Raw genomic sequence first — 14264 nt, forward strand, 5'->3', positions numbered from 1 at the left:
CGCACCAGCGTTCAAGACACGGTGGGGGCGGGACGTGGAGACTCGTGGCCATGCGTTTCGACACCAAGATCGGCATCGTGGTCCGCGCGGATCTGGCCGCATGGCAGAAGCTCAACGTCACCGCCTTCCTGTCCAGCGCGGTGGCGGGCGGGGTGCCGGGGCTCATGGGGGAGCCGTACGAGGACGGGTCCGGCAATTCGTACCTGCCGATGCTCCGGCAGCCCGTGCTGGTTTACACGGCTGACCTGGAGGAGCTCCGGGGCGTCCGGGAGAAGGCGATGGGACGGGAGATGGACGTGGCCGTCTACATCGAGGAGATGTTCAAGACGGGACACGACGCGGACAACCGGGCGGCGGTGCGGGCGGTGGAAGCCGACGAACTGGCGCTGGTGGGGGTGGCGGTCCACGGACCGAAAAACGGCGTGGACAAGGTCCTGAAGGGCCTCGCCCTACACCCCTGACCCAGAAGCCACCACCGCGCTCTCTACAGCTCCAGCACCACGGGGGTCGCGTTCTCCGCAGTCTCAGCGCCACGGGCGGCCGGGCCCGCGCCCACAGCTGCCACGCGCTACGGGCGGCTGGATCCGCGCCCACAGCTGCCACGCGCTACGGGCGGCCGGACCCCGCCCACAGCTGCCACCACGCTCTTAGTAGCTCCAGCACCACGGGCGGCCAGGCCCTCCGCCGCCCCTCCCGCCGTACGCTCTCGCCCACACCACCGCCCGGCCCCTCCTGACCCCCACCACAGTCGTCCCTCCTGACCGCCACTCGCGGTCGTCGCTCCGTGTCTGCGGTCGTCCCTCCGTGTCTGCGGCTCTCCTCAGCCCTGTGGATAACTCGCCCGCATCCACAGAACCCCATTCGGCCACCTACCGCCGGGGCCCGCCGTAGCACCCTGGGCGCCATGCACCGCCCACACCCCACCACCCCCCTCACCGCGCCCGGCGATCCTCCAGCCCACGCGGCACCCCGTTCGGGACCTGTAGCACCTGAGGGAGAAGCACCGACACCCAGGGCAACACTTCGGGAGGAGACACCTCCCACGCTGGGAAAAGCCGATCGTGGGCTCCCAAGCCCAGCGATGCCACCCACCCCACCATCACTCGCCCACCGGACCGCCCGAATCACCCGAGCGATCTCCCAGGCCGTCGCCTGCCGCCAGACGGCCGCCCACATCTGGGGCCTGAACGTCCTCAACACCCGGGAAGCCGACTGGCCCATTGAGCTGACCGCCCCCGCCCACCTGGCTCTCCCCGGCTGCGTCACCTACCCGGCACCGCTCCCACCCGAAGACATCACCATGCACAAGGGAGTCCGCCTCACCACCATGGAACGCACAGCCCTCGACTGCGCCCGCTGGCTACCCCGCATGGAGGCGGTGGCGATCCTCGACCAGTTCGCACGCCGGGGCGTCGATCTCGATGCCCTGTGGCATCGCCCGCTCAACTCCTGGCGCCTACGCGACACCCTCAGCCTCGCCGACCAGGGGGCCGCCTCACCCAGGGAGAGCTGGCTCCGGGTCATCCTCGTGGAAGGCGGCCTCCCCAGACCCACCACCCAGATCGGGGTCGAGCTGGGCGACGACCGGCTCGCGTACCTCGACCTGGGCTGGGAGGAGTTCAAGGTCGCAGTCGAGTACGACGGCCAGGAACACCACACCTCACCCGCCGACCAGCAACGCGACGCGGACCGCCGAGAAGAGCTTCGCCGACGCGGCTGGCGCGTGATCGCCGTCCGCCGCGCCGTCATCCCCGGCCAGATCGCCGACCTCCTCCATCACGTGGCCAACACCCTGATCGAACGCGGCTGGCAACCCGGCCCGGAGCGCACCAACCACATCCTCCGCCGCATCCGAGCCGCCCGCCGCCGCTCCCGCTTCCGATTAATCAGCCATCCGCCACCCCATCCCGCTGTGCTGGGGTAGCGAGCGCCTGAACGTCGTCCGGGCGCCGCGCCGGGGGTGATGGCCGGGCGGCCACACCTGAACGCCACCCCTGCGTCACACCAAACCACCGGCTGGGCGTGACGCAGGACGGTCGGCCGGACGTCTCACCGAATGGGCGGCTGGGCGTCACACCGAAGAGTCGGCCGGGCGTAATGCCGGCGTGCCGGTTGGCCGTCGCGCCGGAGTGTTGGTCGGGCGTTATATCCGAGTGCCGGCCAGGCGTCACGCCGGAGCGTCAGCGGCTCGTTCATGGCGGACGTCAAATGGACGTCTGCGACGGAACGTTGGGTGGGCGCCGTGCCGGAGTGTCGGCCATGCGTCACGCCGGAGCGAGACGGTCGGGCACCACGCCAGAGTGACCGCCGGGGCACCACGCTGGAACGTCAGCCGGGCGTTCATGGCAGAACGTCAGCCGGGCGCCATGGCTGGATCCCAGCCCGGCGTCACGCTGGCGTGTCGGCTGGCAGTCACGCCGGAGTGTCGGTCGGTTGTCACGCCGGAACGTCTATTGGGCGTTCGTGGCGGAACGTCGGCTGGCTGGCCGTTGTGACGACCGTCTAGCAGCCGGAAACCAGGCGGGTTGTGGCGACTGGGAGTCCGTCGTGGTGGGGGTGGAGCTGGGTGCTGGTGGCCGCTGTCAGGTCAGCCGACTGCGACAGGGAGCTCCTTGATGCCGTTGATGAAGTTCGAGCGAAGGCGGCGAGCCGGGCCCGTTTGGCGGAGTTTGGGGCGGCGGCGGGCCAACTGCTCGAAGAGGATCCGGAGTTCGAGTTTGGCCAGGTGGTTGCCCAGGCAGAAGTGGGCTCCACCACCGCCGAAGCCGATGTGTGGGTTCGGGTCACGGGTGATGTCGAAGACTTCGGGGTCGGAGAAGACGGTGGTGTCGCGGTTGGCGGAGGCGTAGAAGACCACGACCTTGTCGTCGGCCTTGATCTCCTGCCCGCCCAGCACCTGGTCGGCGGTGGAGGTGCGACGGAAGAGGTTGACAGGGGAGACCCAGCGGACGATTTCGTCGGCGGCGGTCTTGGCAAGTGTGGGGTCGGCGACCAGGCGGGCCCACTGGTCGGGGTGCTCGAAGAGAGTGAGCATGCCGCCGGAGGCCGCGTTGCGGGTCGTTTCGTTGCCGGCGACCGCCAGAAGGAGGACAAAAAGGTTGAACTCGTTCTGATCCAGCGTCTCGCCGTGCTCGTTGGGCTGGAGGAGCTTGGTGACGATGTCGTTCTTCGGGGTGTCTCTGCGTCGCGTCGCGAGCTCGTTGGCGTAGGCGTAGACCTCCATGGCGGCGGCCGAGCCTCCCTCGGGAGACTCCGAGTAGTCCGGGTCCTGGCTGCCGATCATGCGGTTGGACCAGGTGAAGAGCTTGTCGCGATCGGCCACGGGCGCGCCGAGTAATTCGCAGATCACGTACAGAGGGAGCGGTGCGGCGACTTCGGTGACGAAGTCGATCTCGCCGGTGCACTTGTCGAGGAGGTCGTCGCAGATGTCGCGGATGTGTTCTTCGAGGGCGCTGATCGTGCGCGGGGTGAAGCCGCGGTTGACCAGGGAACGCCGTCTCGTGTGCTCAGGCGGGTCCTGGTTGAGCATCATGTGCCGCTGGAGGTCGATCTGTTCCTGGGTCAGCTCTTCGAACAGGGCGAGCTTCCTGTGCGAGGAGAACCGGTCGGAGTGCCGCGATATGTGGACGACGTCCTCGTATCGGGTGACGGCCCAGAATCCTGGCTCGCCCTCGTGCCAGTGGACGGGGGAGTTCGCGCGGAGCCAGGCGAGCTGCTCGTGTGGTGGTCCGGTGGTTGCGTAAATGTCCCTGTCGACGAGGTCGATGTGCACCAGATTCACCCTCTTGATCAAGCGCTTGGTTAAATGCTACTTGAAACGTGTTCTATTACGTCCCTGTACGACCGTCAAGGGGCAATGTAGTGGCGAAACGGCTCCACAAGCGGCTCGCTAGAGTCGGGCGTTCGCCGGGTGGCATGGCTTGTGCCAGGTCCCCGCGGTCGCCGGCGATGGCGGCCCCGCTCGGTGGCGGGTGCATATGAAAGTCATCGGTCGGGTGCGGTGACTTCATCGGTCGGGTGCATGTGCAGTCATCGGTCGGGTGTGGTGACTTCATCGGTCGGCTGCGCGCGAGCCATTGGTGGTGTGGGAGCTGTCGGGTGAGTGCACGCGGGCCATCGGGCTGGGGCGTGGGGGTGATTGGGCGGGTCCGTGCGAATCATCGGGGCGGGTGTGCGGGAGCTGTCAGGTGGGTGTGTGGGAGTTGGGCGGGACTGTGCGAGCTGCCGAGTGGGTGTCTGGGAGCCATTGGGTGGGTGTCTGGGAGCGGCTGGGTGGGTGCGTGCGAGCTTCGGCTGGTTTCGTGCGCGATGAGGAGGGTCTGTGTGCCGGGTGCGGCTTGGGTTTGGTGCGCGCGGTGCGGCTGCTCGAGGGGCACGCTCGCCTCTCACCAGTCGCCGTGCCCCTTCTCTGCCGCACACTTCGCCGCTACTGCGAACCATCGCCTCCCAAGTCATCACCCCCCACATCACCTCCCGGGCCTCGTCCCCGGGCCTCGTCCCCGAGCCGTTGCCCCTGAGTTGTCGCCCCCGGGCCTGCTGTTGCCGAGTCTCTGTCCGTCGAGTCGTTGCTCGCCTGGCCGTCGCCTGGTCGAGCCGTCCCCTCCGTTGCCGTCCCCACGGCATCCCCGCCCAAAGGTCTCAAGCTTCCAGGCCGCAGCGGACCGGGCCTTTGGGCGGCGCCCGGACGTGCAGGATGCCGCTGTCGGAGATCGAGGCCCCGCCTGCCGCCATCGTCGGTCCGTTGTGCCGGCCGTGTCGTCGTCGCGGTGCTTCATGTCGGCCGGGTTGTCGTTGCGGTGCTTCGTGTCGGGCGGGTCGTTGTCGCGGTGCTTCGTGTCGGACGTGGTCTGCCGTCGTGAGCCTTCACGTGGGGTGTCTCGTTCATTGTGTGGGCTTGACGTTGGGTTTACCTCCGATGTTTTTGGGGGCATGAATCCGTGTATGTGAACGTAGCCATCGGAGCGGTAAAGTCGCTTCACAGGCGTAGTCCACGCCTCAAGGGTGTCTTTCGAGGTCACGGATCGGATGTATCCGCATTGACGCCCTTGACATGCTCTGCCTGGTCGCACGAGCATCATGAATCGAGACATCCGATGTATATGTGAAGGATGCGGTGTGAAGCTGCTGCGAGTAGGACCTGTCGGTCAGGAACGTCCGGTGGTCATGGATGACGCCGGTAACCTGCGCGACATCGGAGAGCCCGAGATCAATGGGGCTTTCCTCGCTTCCGGGGGAGTGGCGCGCGTCCGGGACGCGCTCGAGCGCGGTGCCCTGCCCGTCGTCGACGCCGAGGGGCTGCGGATCGGCGCCCCGATCGCGCGTCCAGGAAAGATCGTTTGTATCGGCCTGAACTACAGCGACCATGCCGCCGAGTCCGGGCAGGACGTGCCGGCCGAGCCGGTCGTGTTCATGAAGGCCGCGAACACCATGGTCGGCCCGTACGACGAGGTGCTTGTGCCCAGGGGCAGTGTGAAGACCGACTGGGAGGTGGAGTTGGCCGTGGTCATCGGTCAGGAGGCGCGCTACCTGGGCAGCCGGGAGGAGGCGCTCGGCGTGATCGCCGGGTACGCGATCTCCAACGACGTCTCCGAACGCGAGTTCCAGCTCGAACGCGGTGGGCAGTGGGACAAGGGCAAGTCGTGCGAGACGTTCAACCCGCTCGGCCCGTGGCTGGTGACGGCGGACGAGGTGGGCGACCCGCAGAGCCTGCCGCTGCGCCTCTGGGTGAACGGTGAGCTGCGCCAGGACGGCGACACCAAGAACATGATCTTCGATGTGGCCGAGATCGTGCGCTACCTGAGCCAGTTCATGGTCCTGGAGCCGGGTGACGTGATCAATACGGGTACGCCGGCCGGCGTGGCGATGGGCATGCCGGGGCAGCCGTACCTGCGTGAAGGTGACGTGATGGAGCTGGAGATCGAGGGGCTCGGGCGGCAGCGCCAGATGGTGGGGCAGGCATGACGACTCCTGGCGCGTACCGGATCGTCGGGATGGAGACGCACGACGTGCGGTTCCCGACCTCGCGCGAGCTGGACGGCTCGGATGCGATGAATCCGGATCCCGACTACTCCGCGGCCTATGTCGTGCTCACGACCGATGACGGGTTCGAGGGGCACGGGTTCGCGTTCACGATCGGGCGCGGGAACGACATCCAGACCACGGCCATCAGCGCGCTCGAGCCGTACGTGGTCGGCAAAGACGTCGAGGACCTCGGCGCGCTCTACAAGGACATGGTCAACGACTCGCAGCTGCGCTGGCTGGGGCCGGAGAAGGGCGTCATGCACATGGCGATCTCCGCCGTGGTCAACGCTCTGTGGGATCTCAAGGCCAAGCGGGCGGGCAAGCCGTTGTGGCGGCTGCTGTCCGAGATGTCCCCCGAGGAGATCGTCGACCTCATCGACTTCCGCTACATCGGCGACGCGCTGACGCCGCAGGAGGCCCTCCAGATCCTGAAGAGCCAGGAGTCGGGCAAGGCGGAGCGGATCAACCGGCTCATCGAGGTCGGCTACCCCGCTTACACCACCTCCCCCGGGTGGCTCGGGTACGACGACGACAAGCTGCGCAGGCTCTGCAAGGAGGCCCTTGATCAGGGCTTCAAGCAGATCAAGCTCAAGGTCGGCGCCGACCTCGAGGACGACCGGCGCAGGTTCAGGGTCGCCCGCGAGGTCTGCGGTCCCGACTTCCCGATCGCCATCGACGCCAACCAGCGCTGGGACGTCGGATCCGGCATCGAGTGGATCAACGCGCTGGGCGAGTTCCACCCGCACTGGGTCGAGGAGCCGACCAGCCCCGACGACGTGCTCGGCCATGCCGCCATCGCCAGGGGCATCGCGCCCATCCCCGTGGCCACCGGCGAGCACGTCCAGAACCGCATCGTGTTCAAGCAGCTCCTGCAGGCCGATGCCATCTCCTACCTGCAGATCGACTCGGCCAGAGTCGGCGGCGTCAACGAGAACCTGGCGATCCTGCTGCTCGCGGCCAAGTTCGGCGTGCCGGTGTGCCCCCATGCAGGCGGCGTCGGGCTGTGCGAGCTGGTGCAGCACCTGTCGATGTTCGACTATGTAGCGATCACCGGCTCCATGGACAACCGCGTGATCGAGTACGTCGACCACCTCCACGAGCACTTCGTGGACCCGGTGGTCATCCGCAACGGCCGTTATGTCGCACCGTCCGCGCCCGGCTTCAGCGCGGAAATGCATGCAGTGTCGATCGCCGCCCATACATTCCCCGGCGGCGAGGTCTGGAGGGACGCGTGAGCCTGAAAGCGATCGTGACCGGCGGCGGCTCCGGCATCGGGCTGGCCGCGGCCACCCTGCTCGCCGAGCGCGGCATGAAGGTCGCCTGCCTTGACGTCAACCCGCCCGGTGACCCCTTCATCGGGATCAAGGTCGATGTCACGGACGACGCTGAGGTACGGGCGGCGGTGGCGGAGGCCGCCGACCGTCTGGGTGGCATCGATGTGCTCGTCAACAACGCGGGCATCGGCGCGCAGGGCACCATCGAGGACAACCCGGACAGCGAGTGGCAGAGGGTGTTCGACGTCAACGTGCTCGGCATGGTCCGGGTCGCGCGGGCGGCGCTGCCGTACCTCAGGCAGTCCGAGCACGCGTCGATCGTCAACACCTGCTCGATCGCGGCCACCGCGGGCCTGCCGCAGCGCGCGCTCTACAGCGCGACCAAGGGCGCGGTGCTGTCGCTGACCCTCGCGATGGCCGCGGACCACATCCGCGAGGGCATTCGCGTCAACTGCGTCAACCCCGGCACCGCGGACACCCCGTGGGTCGCCAGGCTGCTCGACCTGGCCGACGACCCAGAAGGGGAGCGGGCCGCACTGAACGCCAGGCAGCCGATGGGCCGCCTGGTCAGCGCGGAGGAGGTGGCGGCGGCCATCGCCTACCTCGCCAGCCCCGAAGCCGGTGCCACCACCGGGGTCGCACTCGCGGTCGACGGAGGTATGCAAGGGCTCCGGCTCAGAGCATCGAGCTAAGGAAGGTAACCCCCCATGAAGTTCGGATCGGCAGTCGCGGCAGCGGCCCTCTTGGCGGTCGTCACCGCGTGTGGCTCGGGCACGACAACAACCGGAGAAGGGGGCGGCGGCGGCAAGGTCGGCATCGACCACCCGCGGGCCGACTCCGACTTCTGGAACTCCTACATCAAGTACGTCCCGCAGATGGCCGGCGAGCTCAAGGTGGACCTCATGCCGCCGACGAACTCGCAGAACGACGTCTCCAAGCTGGTCAACAACGTGCAGGCGCTGGTCGGACAGGGGGCCAAGGCGATCATCATGGCCCCACAGGACACCGGTGCCATCGCCAACACGCTGCAGCAGCTGGAGAACAAGAAGATCCCCGTCGTGACCGTCGACACCCGTCCGGACAAGGGCAAGGTCTACATGGTCGTACGCGCCGACAACCGCGCGTACGGGACCAAGGCCTGCGAGTTCCTCGGCGAGAAGCTGGGCGGCAAGGGCAAGGTCGTGCAGCTCCAGGGCGCGCTCAGCTCCATCAACGGCCGTGACAGGTCGGAGGCGTTCCTGGAGTGCATGAAGAGCAAGTTCCCCGGCATCACGGTGTTCAGCGAGCCCACGGAGTGGGACGGCACCAAGGCGGCGTCCATGCTGCAGACCCGCCTTGAGCAGAACCCCGACATCAAGGGCATCTACCTGCACGCCGGCGGTGTCCACCTGGCGCCGACACTGCAGGTGCTGAAGCAGAAGAGCCTGCTGGTCCCGCCGACCGACCCCAAGCACATCTTCGTGGTGTCGAACGACGGGATCCCGCAGGAGTTCGAGGCGATCCGCAAGGGCGACATCGACGCCACGGTGTCGCAGCCGGCCGACCTTTACGCCAAGTACGCGCTCTACTACGCCAAAGCCGCGTTGGAGGGCAAGACGTTCAAGGCCGGCCCGACCGATCACGACAGCACGATCATCCAGCTCCCGAACGGCCTGGAGGACCAGCTGCCCGCGCCACTCGTGACCAAGGAGAACGTGGACGACAAGAGCCTTTGGGGTAATCAGGTCAAGTGATGAAAAATCACGTTGAGGCCCGAAACGTCGTCAAGCGCTTCGGTCCCACCGTCGCGCTCAACGGCGCGGGGATCGCGATCGCCGAGGGCGAGACCCACGCGCTCGTCGGCAGGAACGGCGCGGGGAAATCCACCCTGGTGTCGATCCTCACCGGGCTTCAGCCGGCCGATGAGGGCGAGGTGCTGTTCTCGGGAGAGGCCGCGCCCGCCCTCGCCGACCGTGACGCCTGGCGGCAGCGCGTCGCCTGCGTCTATCAGAAGTCCACGATCATCCCGGCGCTCACGGTCGCCGAGAACCTCTTCCTCAACCGCCAGTCCGCCAGGGGCACCATGATCAACTGGCGCGCGCTGCGGGTCAGGGCGCGCGGGCTGCTGGACACGTACGAGGTGGACGTCGACGCGCAGGCGCTGGCCGGCGACCTGACCGTCGAGCAGCGCCAGCTGGTCGAGATCGCCCGGGCGCTGTCGTTCGGGGCGAGGTTCATCATTCTCGACGAGCCGACCGCCCGGCTCGACGGCCCGGCCATCGAGCGGCTGTTCACGCGCATGCGCTCGCTGCGCGAGCAGGGCGTCACGATGATGTACATCTCCCACCACCTCGACGAGGTCTACGAGATCTGCCAGAGCGTCACGGTCTTCCGGGACGCGCGGCACGTCGTGACCAGGCCGGTCGCCGGCCTCCCTCACGACGAGCTGGTCGCCGCGATGACGGGGGAGGCCACGGTGGCGTACGAGCCCCGTCCTCGCGCGCCCGGCGACAGGATCGTGCTGTCGGGCGAGGGTCTCTCACTCGGCGGCCGCTACGCGGATATCGATATTTCCGTGAAATCGGGCGAGGTCGTCGGCCTGGCCGGATCCGCGAGCAGCGGCAAGGTCGGGCTGGCCGAGACCCTGGTCGGGCTCCGCAAGGCCGACTCCGGCACGGTCACGGTCAACGGCACGCGGGTCAAACCGGGTGACGTGCCCGCCGCCATGAGGGCGGGCCTCGGGTTCGTGCCGGAGGACCGCCACCACGAGGGCTTCGTCTCGCTGCTCTCGGTGGGGGAGAACGCCACATTCCCGATCGCCCGCAAACTGGGCCGGTACGGGATCGTGTCGCCGGCCCGCCGCAGGGCCAAGGGCAGCCAGATGATCAAGGAACTCGACATCAAGACGGAGGGGCCTGACCAGCCGGTCGGCGACCTTTCCGGGGGGAACGCGCAGAAGGTCGTCTTCGCGCGGGCCCTCGTGGACGACCCGACAGTGCTGGTCGTGATCAACCCGACCGCCGGCGTCGACGTCAAGGCCAAACAGGCCCTGCTCGGCGCCGTCGAGGACGCGGTCGAACGGGGCGCGGGGGCCGTCGTGGTCTCCGACGAACTCGACGATCTGCGCATCTGCGACAGGGTGCTGGTGATGTTCCACGGCAGGGTTGTCAAGGACGTGCCGCGTGGCTGGACGGACCACGAACTCGTGGCCGTGATGGAAGGCATGGAAGATTGACCACTATGACTGCGCCGGTCCCACGGGTGCGCCTGGCCAGGTTCCGTGACCTGACGCTGGTGCCGGTGATCGTGATCCTGCTCGTCGTGGGCGCGTTCCTCGACCCGACCTTCCTGACGGCGGGCAACCTCACGAACGTGCTCCAGCAGCAGGCGGCGATCTCGCTCCTCGTGCTGGCCGAGGCGATGATCCTCATCGCCGGCAAGTTCGACCTGTCGCTGGAGTCGACGGTCGGCACCGCGCCGGGCATCGCGGTGATGCTGGTGATCCCGGTGGCCGCGGGCGGGTTCGGCATCGGGCTGCCCGGCGCGCTCGTGATCCCGCTGGCGCTGCTGGTCGGCGCGGCCATCGGGGCGTTCAACGGTTTCCTGATCATCAGGTTCCAGCTGTCGGCGTTCATCGTGACGCTGGCCATGCTGATCATCGTGCACGGCTTCCTGCAGGGGCCGACCGAGGGCAAGACGCTGTTCCAGCTCCCCGACTCGATCCTCTACCTGGGCAGCGCCATGTGGCTCGGCCTGCCGGCGGCCGTCTGGATCGCCGGCGTGCTGTTCGCGGCGGGCATCTTCGGCCTCGGCTACCTGCGGCTCGGCCGCGCGCTCTACGCGATCGGCGGCAACATCGACGCCGCCCGCGCCGCCGGCATCCGGGTGGATCGGGTGCTGTACGGGGTGTTCATCCTGGGCGGGACGCTCGCGGCGCTCGCCGGGATCCTGGAGACCGGCCGCCTCGGGGCGATCGGCAACAACCAGGGCGTCGGGTGGATCTTCATGGTGTTCGCGGCGGCGGTCATCGGCGGCGTGAGCATGGACGGCGGCAAGGGCACGATCCTGGGCGCGCTCACCGGCGTGCTGGTGATCGGCCTGGTGCAGAACATTCTGACGCTCATCGGCGTCTCCGGCTTCTGGCAGCCGGTGATCTACGGCGGGATCATCCTCATCGCCCTGATGATCAGTCGGATCGCGGGCGGAAAGGCACAGGATTGAACGGGATCGACGAGCCTCCGGCCGGATCGGAGACCGACACACCGGCCGACACACCGGCTGGGCCTCCGACCGGCCGTGACGGTGCCGCGTTGGCTGGGCGTGACGGTGGTGAGTCGGCTGGGAGTGATCATGGCATGACGGCTGGGCGTGACGGTGTTGGGGCGGCTGGGGGTCAAACCGGCGTGGCCGGTGATTCTCTGAGCGGATATGAGGGCGGCGAGTCCATGATTGAGGGCAGTGGGTCTTGGGTCGGGCGTGACGGCGGCGGGGTCGAGGTGTCGCGGCACGGCTTCGGCGGGGCGCCGATCGGCAACCTGTTCAGCGAGGTGTCGGAGGAGCAGGCACGCGCCACCGTCGACGCGGCGTGGGACGCCGGTGTGCGCCTGTTCGACACCGCGCCCCACTACGGGCTCGGCCTGTCGGAGCGCCGCCTCGGCGCCGCCCTCAAGGGCCGCTCCGGCTACGTACTGTCCACCAAGATCGGCCGCCTGCTGGTGCCCGCCTCGTCGTCGGGCAGTCGCGACGAGCAGGGCTTCGATGTGTCCGCCGACCTTCAGCGGGTGTGGGACTTCTCCGGTGACGGTGTTCGCAGGTCCTTGGAGGAGTCCCTGGGACGGCTGGGGCTCCCGGCCGTCGACATCGCGCTCATCCACGACCCGGACGATCACATGGACCAGGCGCTGGCGGAGGCGTACCCGGCGCTGGCGGAGCTGCGGGCGCAGGGTGTGGTGAAGGCCATCGGTGTCGGGATGAACCAGTGGCAGGCACCACTGCGCTTCGTCCAGGAGACCTCCATCGACGTCGTGATGCTCGCGGGCCGCTACACCCTGCTCGACCAGTCGGGCCTGCCGCTCCTGGAGGAGTGCGTGCGCCGCGGGGTGAGGGTGCTGGCGGCGGGCGTCTTCAACAGCGGCATCCTGGCCACCCCCCGGCCGACCGGCACGTACAACTACGAGCCCGCGTCGGCGGCGGTGGTGGAGCGGGCGACGAGGATCGCGGAGGTCTGCGAACGACACGGCGTCACGCTGCCCCAGGCGGCCATGGCCTTCCCCCTCCGCCACCCGGCCGTCGCCTCGGTCGTCCTGGGCGCCCGCTCGCCCGAGGAGGTCACCGCGAACGCCGCCCTGCTGTCCCGTCCCGTTCCGGAAGTGGTGTGGGACGAGCTGACGGCGGAGGGGCTGCTGCCCAAGGAGGGCTAGCGAGGCGCTGAACCCTCCGGGCTCGGCGTCCCTTCCCGCGACCGGGGCGAGTGAGGCACCTTCGTCTGGCGAGGTGGGCAGTACGACGTCGTCGGCAGTCGGGGTGCCGCGGCGTGGGCGGACGCGGTGCTTTCGTCGGGCGGGGATCCGGCGCGATGGCCGGCACGTCGCTGTCGGGCGATGTCACGTGGCGTGGTGGGCCGGACGCGCTCGTGCGGGATGCCGCGTCGCGGCGGGCGGGGCCTGGGCGTCAGGGGGCGAGCGGTGGCCAGGACGCCGTCGTGCGGAAGGTGCGGCGTGGTGGGTGTCGGCCGGGGCTCGTGGCGCGGTGGCCAGGACGCTGTCCTGGGGGAAATCGGGGAGCGGCGGGTGTCTGGGCGGAATCCGGCGGCGTGGTGGGCAGGGTGGCGTTGTGAGGCGGGGTTCTATGACGTGGTGGGCAGGATGATGCTGCCCCTAGGTGGGGCGTTGCGGCATGCGGGCGAGGTCCCGTAGCGGGCGGCGTGGTGGGTGTCGGATCGAGGGTGCCGTGGTGTGGTGGGTCTCGGGGCGGGGTCTGTGGTGGGTGCCGGGGTGAGGGGTTGTGGGGTGGTGGGCTCAGGAGGGGATGAGGAGCCAGGATTTTGAGGGGCCGGGTTCGTACGTCGAGTCGAGGCGCTTGGCCAGGATCCCGGGCAGCCCCTGCTCGCGGGCGGCCTGACGGACCGGGCCCGCCTCGCCCGGCCACGACGGAGCCGTCTGCCAGCGGGCCCCGGCCAGCTCCAGCGCCTCCAGCGCCGCCCGTCGCACCGTGTATGGCTCGTCGACCAGCGAGCGGCCGTCGTCGTACAGCAGGTCGTAGAAGACCAGGATCTCCGCGCCCCCGAGCGTGGCCACCTCCCCGTCCAGCATCGCGGTGCGGCTGCCGAACGACTCCGCCAGTCCCCGCAGCCATGGGTGCTCCCGCGCGGCCGTGGTGCGCCCGCCCTCGACGGGGACGAGCAGGCGGCGGCCACCCCACGCGAACTCGAAGGCGTAGGCCGAGACGTCCTTCGGGGGTTTGGCGCGTTCTGTCGGGAGCATGGGTTCGACCGGCGGGAACGGGTCGCGGGACCGGGAGTCCATACGGTGGATCATCCAGTTCTGGCCTCGGGTCCGGAACAGGACGAACCGCCCCGAGGCCCGCCTTCCGTGCAGGACGAACTTGACCTCGCGATCCGACCACTTCTCCGTCTCGTACGTGCCGGTGTCCCAGACGGTCATCGTGCCGCCGCCGTACTCGCCCTTGGGGATCTCGCCGTGGAACGTGAGGTACTCCATCGGATGGTCCTCCGTGTGCACGGCCAGGTGGTTGGTGCCGGGGTCGGCGGGCAGGCCCTTGGGGACGGCCCAGGACACGAGGACGCCGTCGCGTTCGAGCCGCAGGTCCCAGTGGAGGGAGCGGGCGTGGTGCTCCTGGATGACGAACGCGTTGCCGTCCACGGAGGGAGGCGGCGATGCGGGGATGGGTTCGGGGGTGCGGCTGGCGTCGCGTTTGCTCCGGTATCGCTCCAGTTTGTCGGCCACGACATAGGTACTACCCGCCCCACCG

General features: G+C 68.8%; 11 protein-coding genes. 9 read left to right on the forward strand and 2 right to left on the reverse strand.

Annotated elements, in window-relative coordinates:
• Nucleotides 1-50: 50 nt before the first annotated feature.
• The gene (locus ACIBQ1_RS21700) at nt 51-461 is read left to right on the forward strand and encodes a DUF2000 family protein (protein ID WP_397279930.1); all 411 of its coding nucleotides are present in this window, start codon (nt 51-53) and stop codon (nt 459-461) included.
• A 620-nt stretch (nt 462-1081) separates the two neighbouring features.
• Nucleotides 1082-1924 carry a DUF559 domain-containing protein gene (locus tag ACIBQ1_RS21705; protein ID WP_397279932.1) on the forward strand — a complete coding sequence of 281 codons (843 nt, stop codon included), beginning with the start codon at nt 1082-1084 and terminating at the stop codon, nt 1922-1924.
• Nucleotides 1925-2587: 663 nt separating this feature from the next.
• Here the strand turns inward: ACIBQ1_RS21705 and ACIBQ1_RS21710 are convergent.
• Nucleotides 2588-3793, reverse strand: a complete 1206-nt coding sequence (locus ACIBQ1_RS21710; protein ID WP_397279934.1) for a cytochrome P450 — start codon at nt 3791-3793, stop codon at nt 2588-2590.
• A 1322-nt stretch (nt 3794-5115) separates the two neighbouring features.
• On the opposite strand from ACIBQ1_RS21710, the gene ACIBQ1_RS21715 reads away from it, so the two are divergent.
• The 7 genes from ACIBQ1_RS21715 to ACIBQ1_RS21745 all read left to right on the forward strand — a co-directional run bounded on the left by ACIBQ1_RS21715 (nt 5116) and on the right by ACIBQ1_RS21745 (nt 12694).
• Nucleotides 5116-5961, forward strand: a complete 846-nt coding sequence (locus tag ACIBQ1_RS21715; RefSeq protein ID WP_397279936.1) for a fumarylacetoacetate hydrolase family protein — start codon at nt 5116-5118, stop codon at nt 5959-5961.
• The gene (locus ACIBQ1_RS21720) at nt 5958-7256 is read left to right on the forward strand and encodes an L-fuconate dehydratase (protein ID WP_397279937.1); all 1299 of its coding nucleotides are present in this window, start codon (nt 5958-5960) and stop codon (nt 7254-7256) included. The genes ACIBQ1_RS21715 and ACIBQ1_RS21720 overlap by 4 nt, the downstream gene beginning before the upstream one ends.
• Nucleotides 7253-7987 (forward strand): SDR family NAD(P)-dependent oxidoreductase, encoded by a 735-nt coding sequence (locus ACIBQ1_RS21725; RefSeq protein ID WP_397279938.1) that lies wholly within the window; start codon nt 7253-7255, stop codon nt 7985-7987. The genes ACIBQ1_RS21720 and ACIBQ1_RS21725 overlap by 4 nt, the downstream gene beginning before the upstream one ends.
• A gap of 15 nt (nt 7988-8002) precedes the next feature.
• Nucleotides 8003-9028, forward strand: a complete 1026-nt coding sequence (locus ACIBQ1_RS21730) for a sugar ABC transporter substrate-binding protein (protein WP_397279939.1) — start codon at nt 8003-8005, stop codon at nt 9026-9028.
• A complete protein-coding gene (locus ACIBQ1_RS21735) occupies nt 9028-10509 on the forward strand; it encodes a sugar ABC transporter ATP-binding protein (RefSeq protein WP_397279941.1) in 1482 nt (493 codons plus the stop codon). Before ACIBQ1_RS21730 ends, ACIBQ1_RS21735 begins: the two co-directional genes overlap by 1 nt.
• 5 nt (nt 10510-10514) lie before the next feature.
• Nucleotides 10515-11495 carry an ABC transporter permease gene (locus tag ACIBQ1_RS21740; RefSeq protein ID WP_397279943.1) on the forward strand — a complete coding sequence of 327 codons (981 nt, stop codon included), beginning with the start codon at nt 10515-10517 and terminating at the stop codon, nt 11493-11495.
• A gap of 224 nt (nt 11496-11719) precedes the next feature.
• On the forward strand, nt 11720-12694 hold the full coding sequence (locus ACIBQ1_RS21745) for an aldo/keto reductase (protein WP_397279945.1): 975 nt from the start codon (nt 11720-11722) through the stop codon (nt 12692-12694).
• A 597-nt stretch (nt 12695-13291) separates the two neighbouring features.
• Here the strand turns inward: ACIBQ1_RS21745 and ACIBQ1_RS21750 are convergent.
• Complete coding sequence (locus tag ACIBQ1_RS21750) at nt 13292-14239, reverse strand: DNA polymerase ligase N-terminal domain-containing protein (RefSeq protein ID WP_397279947.1); 948 nt, start codon at nt 14237-14239, stop codon at nt 13292-13294.
• Nucleotides 14240-14264 lie beyond the last annotated feature (25 nt).

This window comes from Nonomuraea sp. NPDC050153 (assembly GCF_044460125.1).
Lineage (GTDB): Bacteria > Actinomycetota > Actinomycetes > Streptosporangiales > Streptosporangiaceae > Nonomuraea.

Coding starts and splice junctions, on each gene's coding strand:
- ACIBQ1_RS21735 (WP_397279941.1), top strand. CDS start 9,028: ATGAAAAATCACGTTGAGGCCCGAAACGTCGTCAAGCGCTTCGGTCCC.
- ACIBQ1_RS21730 (WP_397279939.1), top strand. CDS start 8,003: ATGAAGTTCGGATCGGCAGTCGCGGCAGCGGCCCTCTTGGCGGTCGTC.
- ACIBQ1_RS21700 (WP_397279930.1), top strand. CDS start 51: ATGCGTTTCGACACCAAGATCGGCATCGTGGTCCGCGCGGATCTGGCC.
- ACIBQ1_RS21720 (WP_397279937.1), top strand. CDS start 5,958: ATGACGACTCCTGGCGCGTACCGGATCGTCGGGATGGAGACGCACGAC.
- ACIBQ1_RS21745 (WP_397279945.1), top strand. CDS start 11,720: ATGATTGAGGGCAGTGGGTCTTGGGTCGGGCGTGACGGCGGCGGGGTC.
- ACIBQ1_RS21740 (WP_397279943.1), top strand. CDS start 10,515: ATGACTGCGCCGGTCCCACGGGTGCGCCTGGCCAGGTTCCGTGACCTG.
- ACIBQ1_RS21705 (WP_397279932.1), top strand. CDS start 1,082: ATGCCACCCACCCCACCATCACTCGCCCACCGGACCGCCCGAATCACC.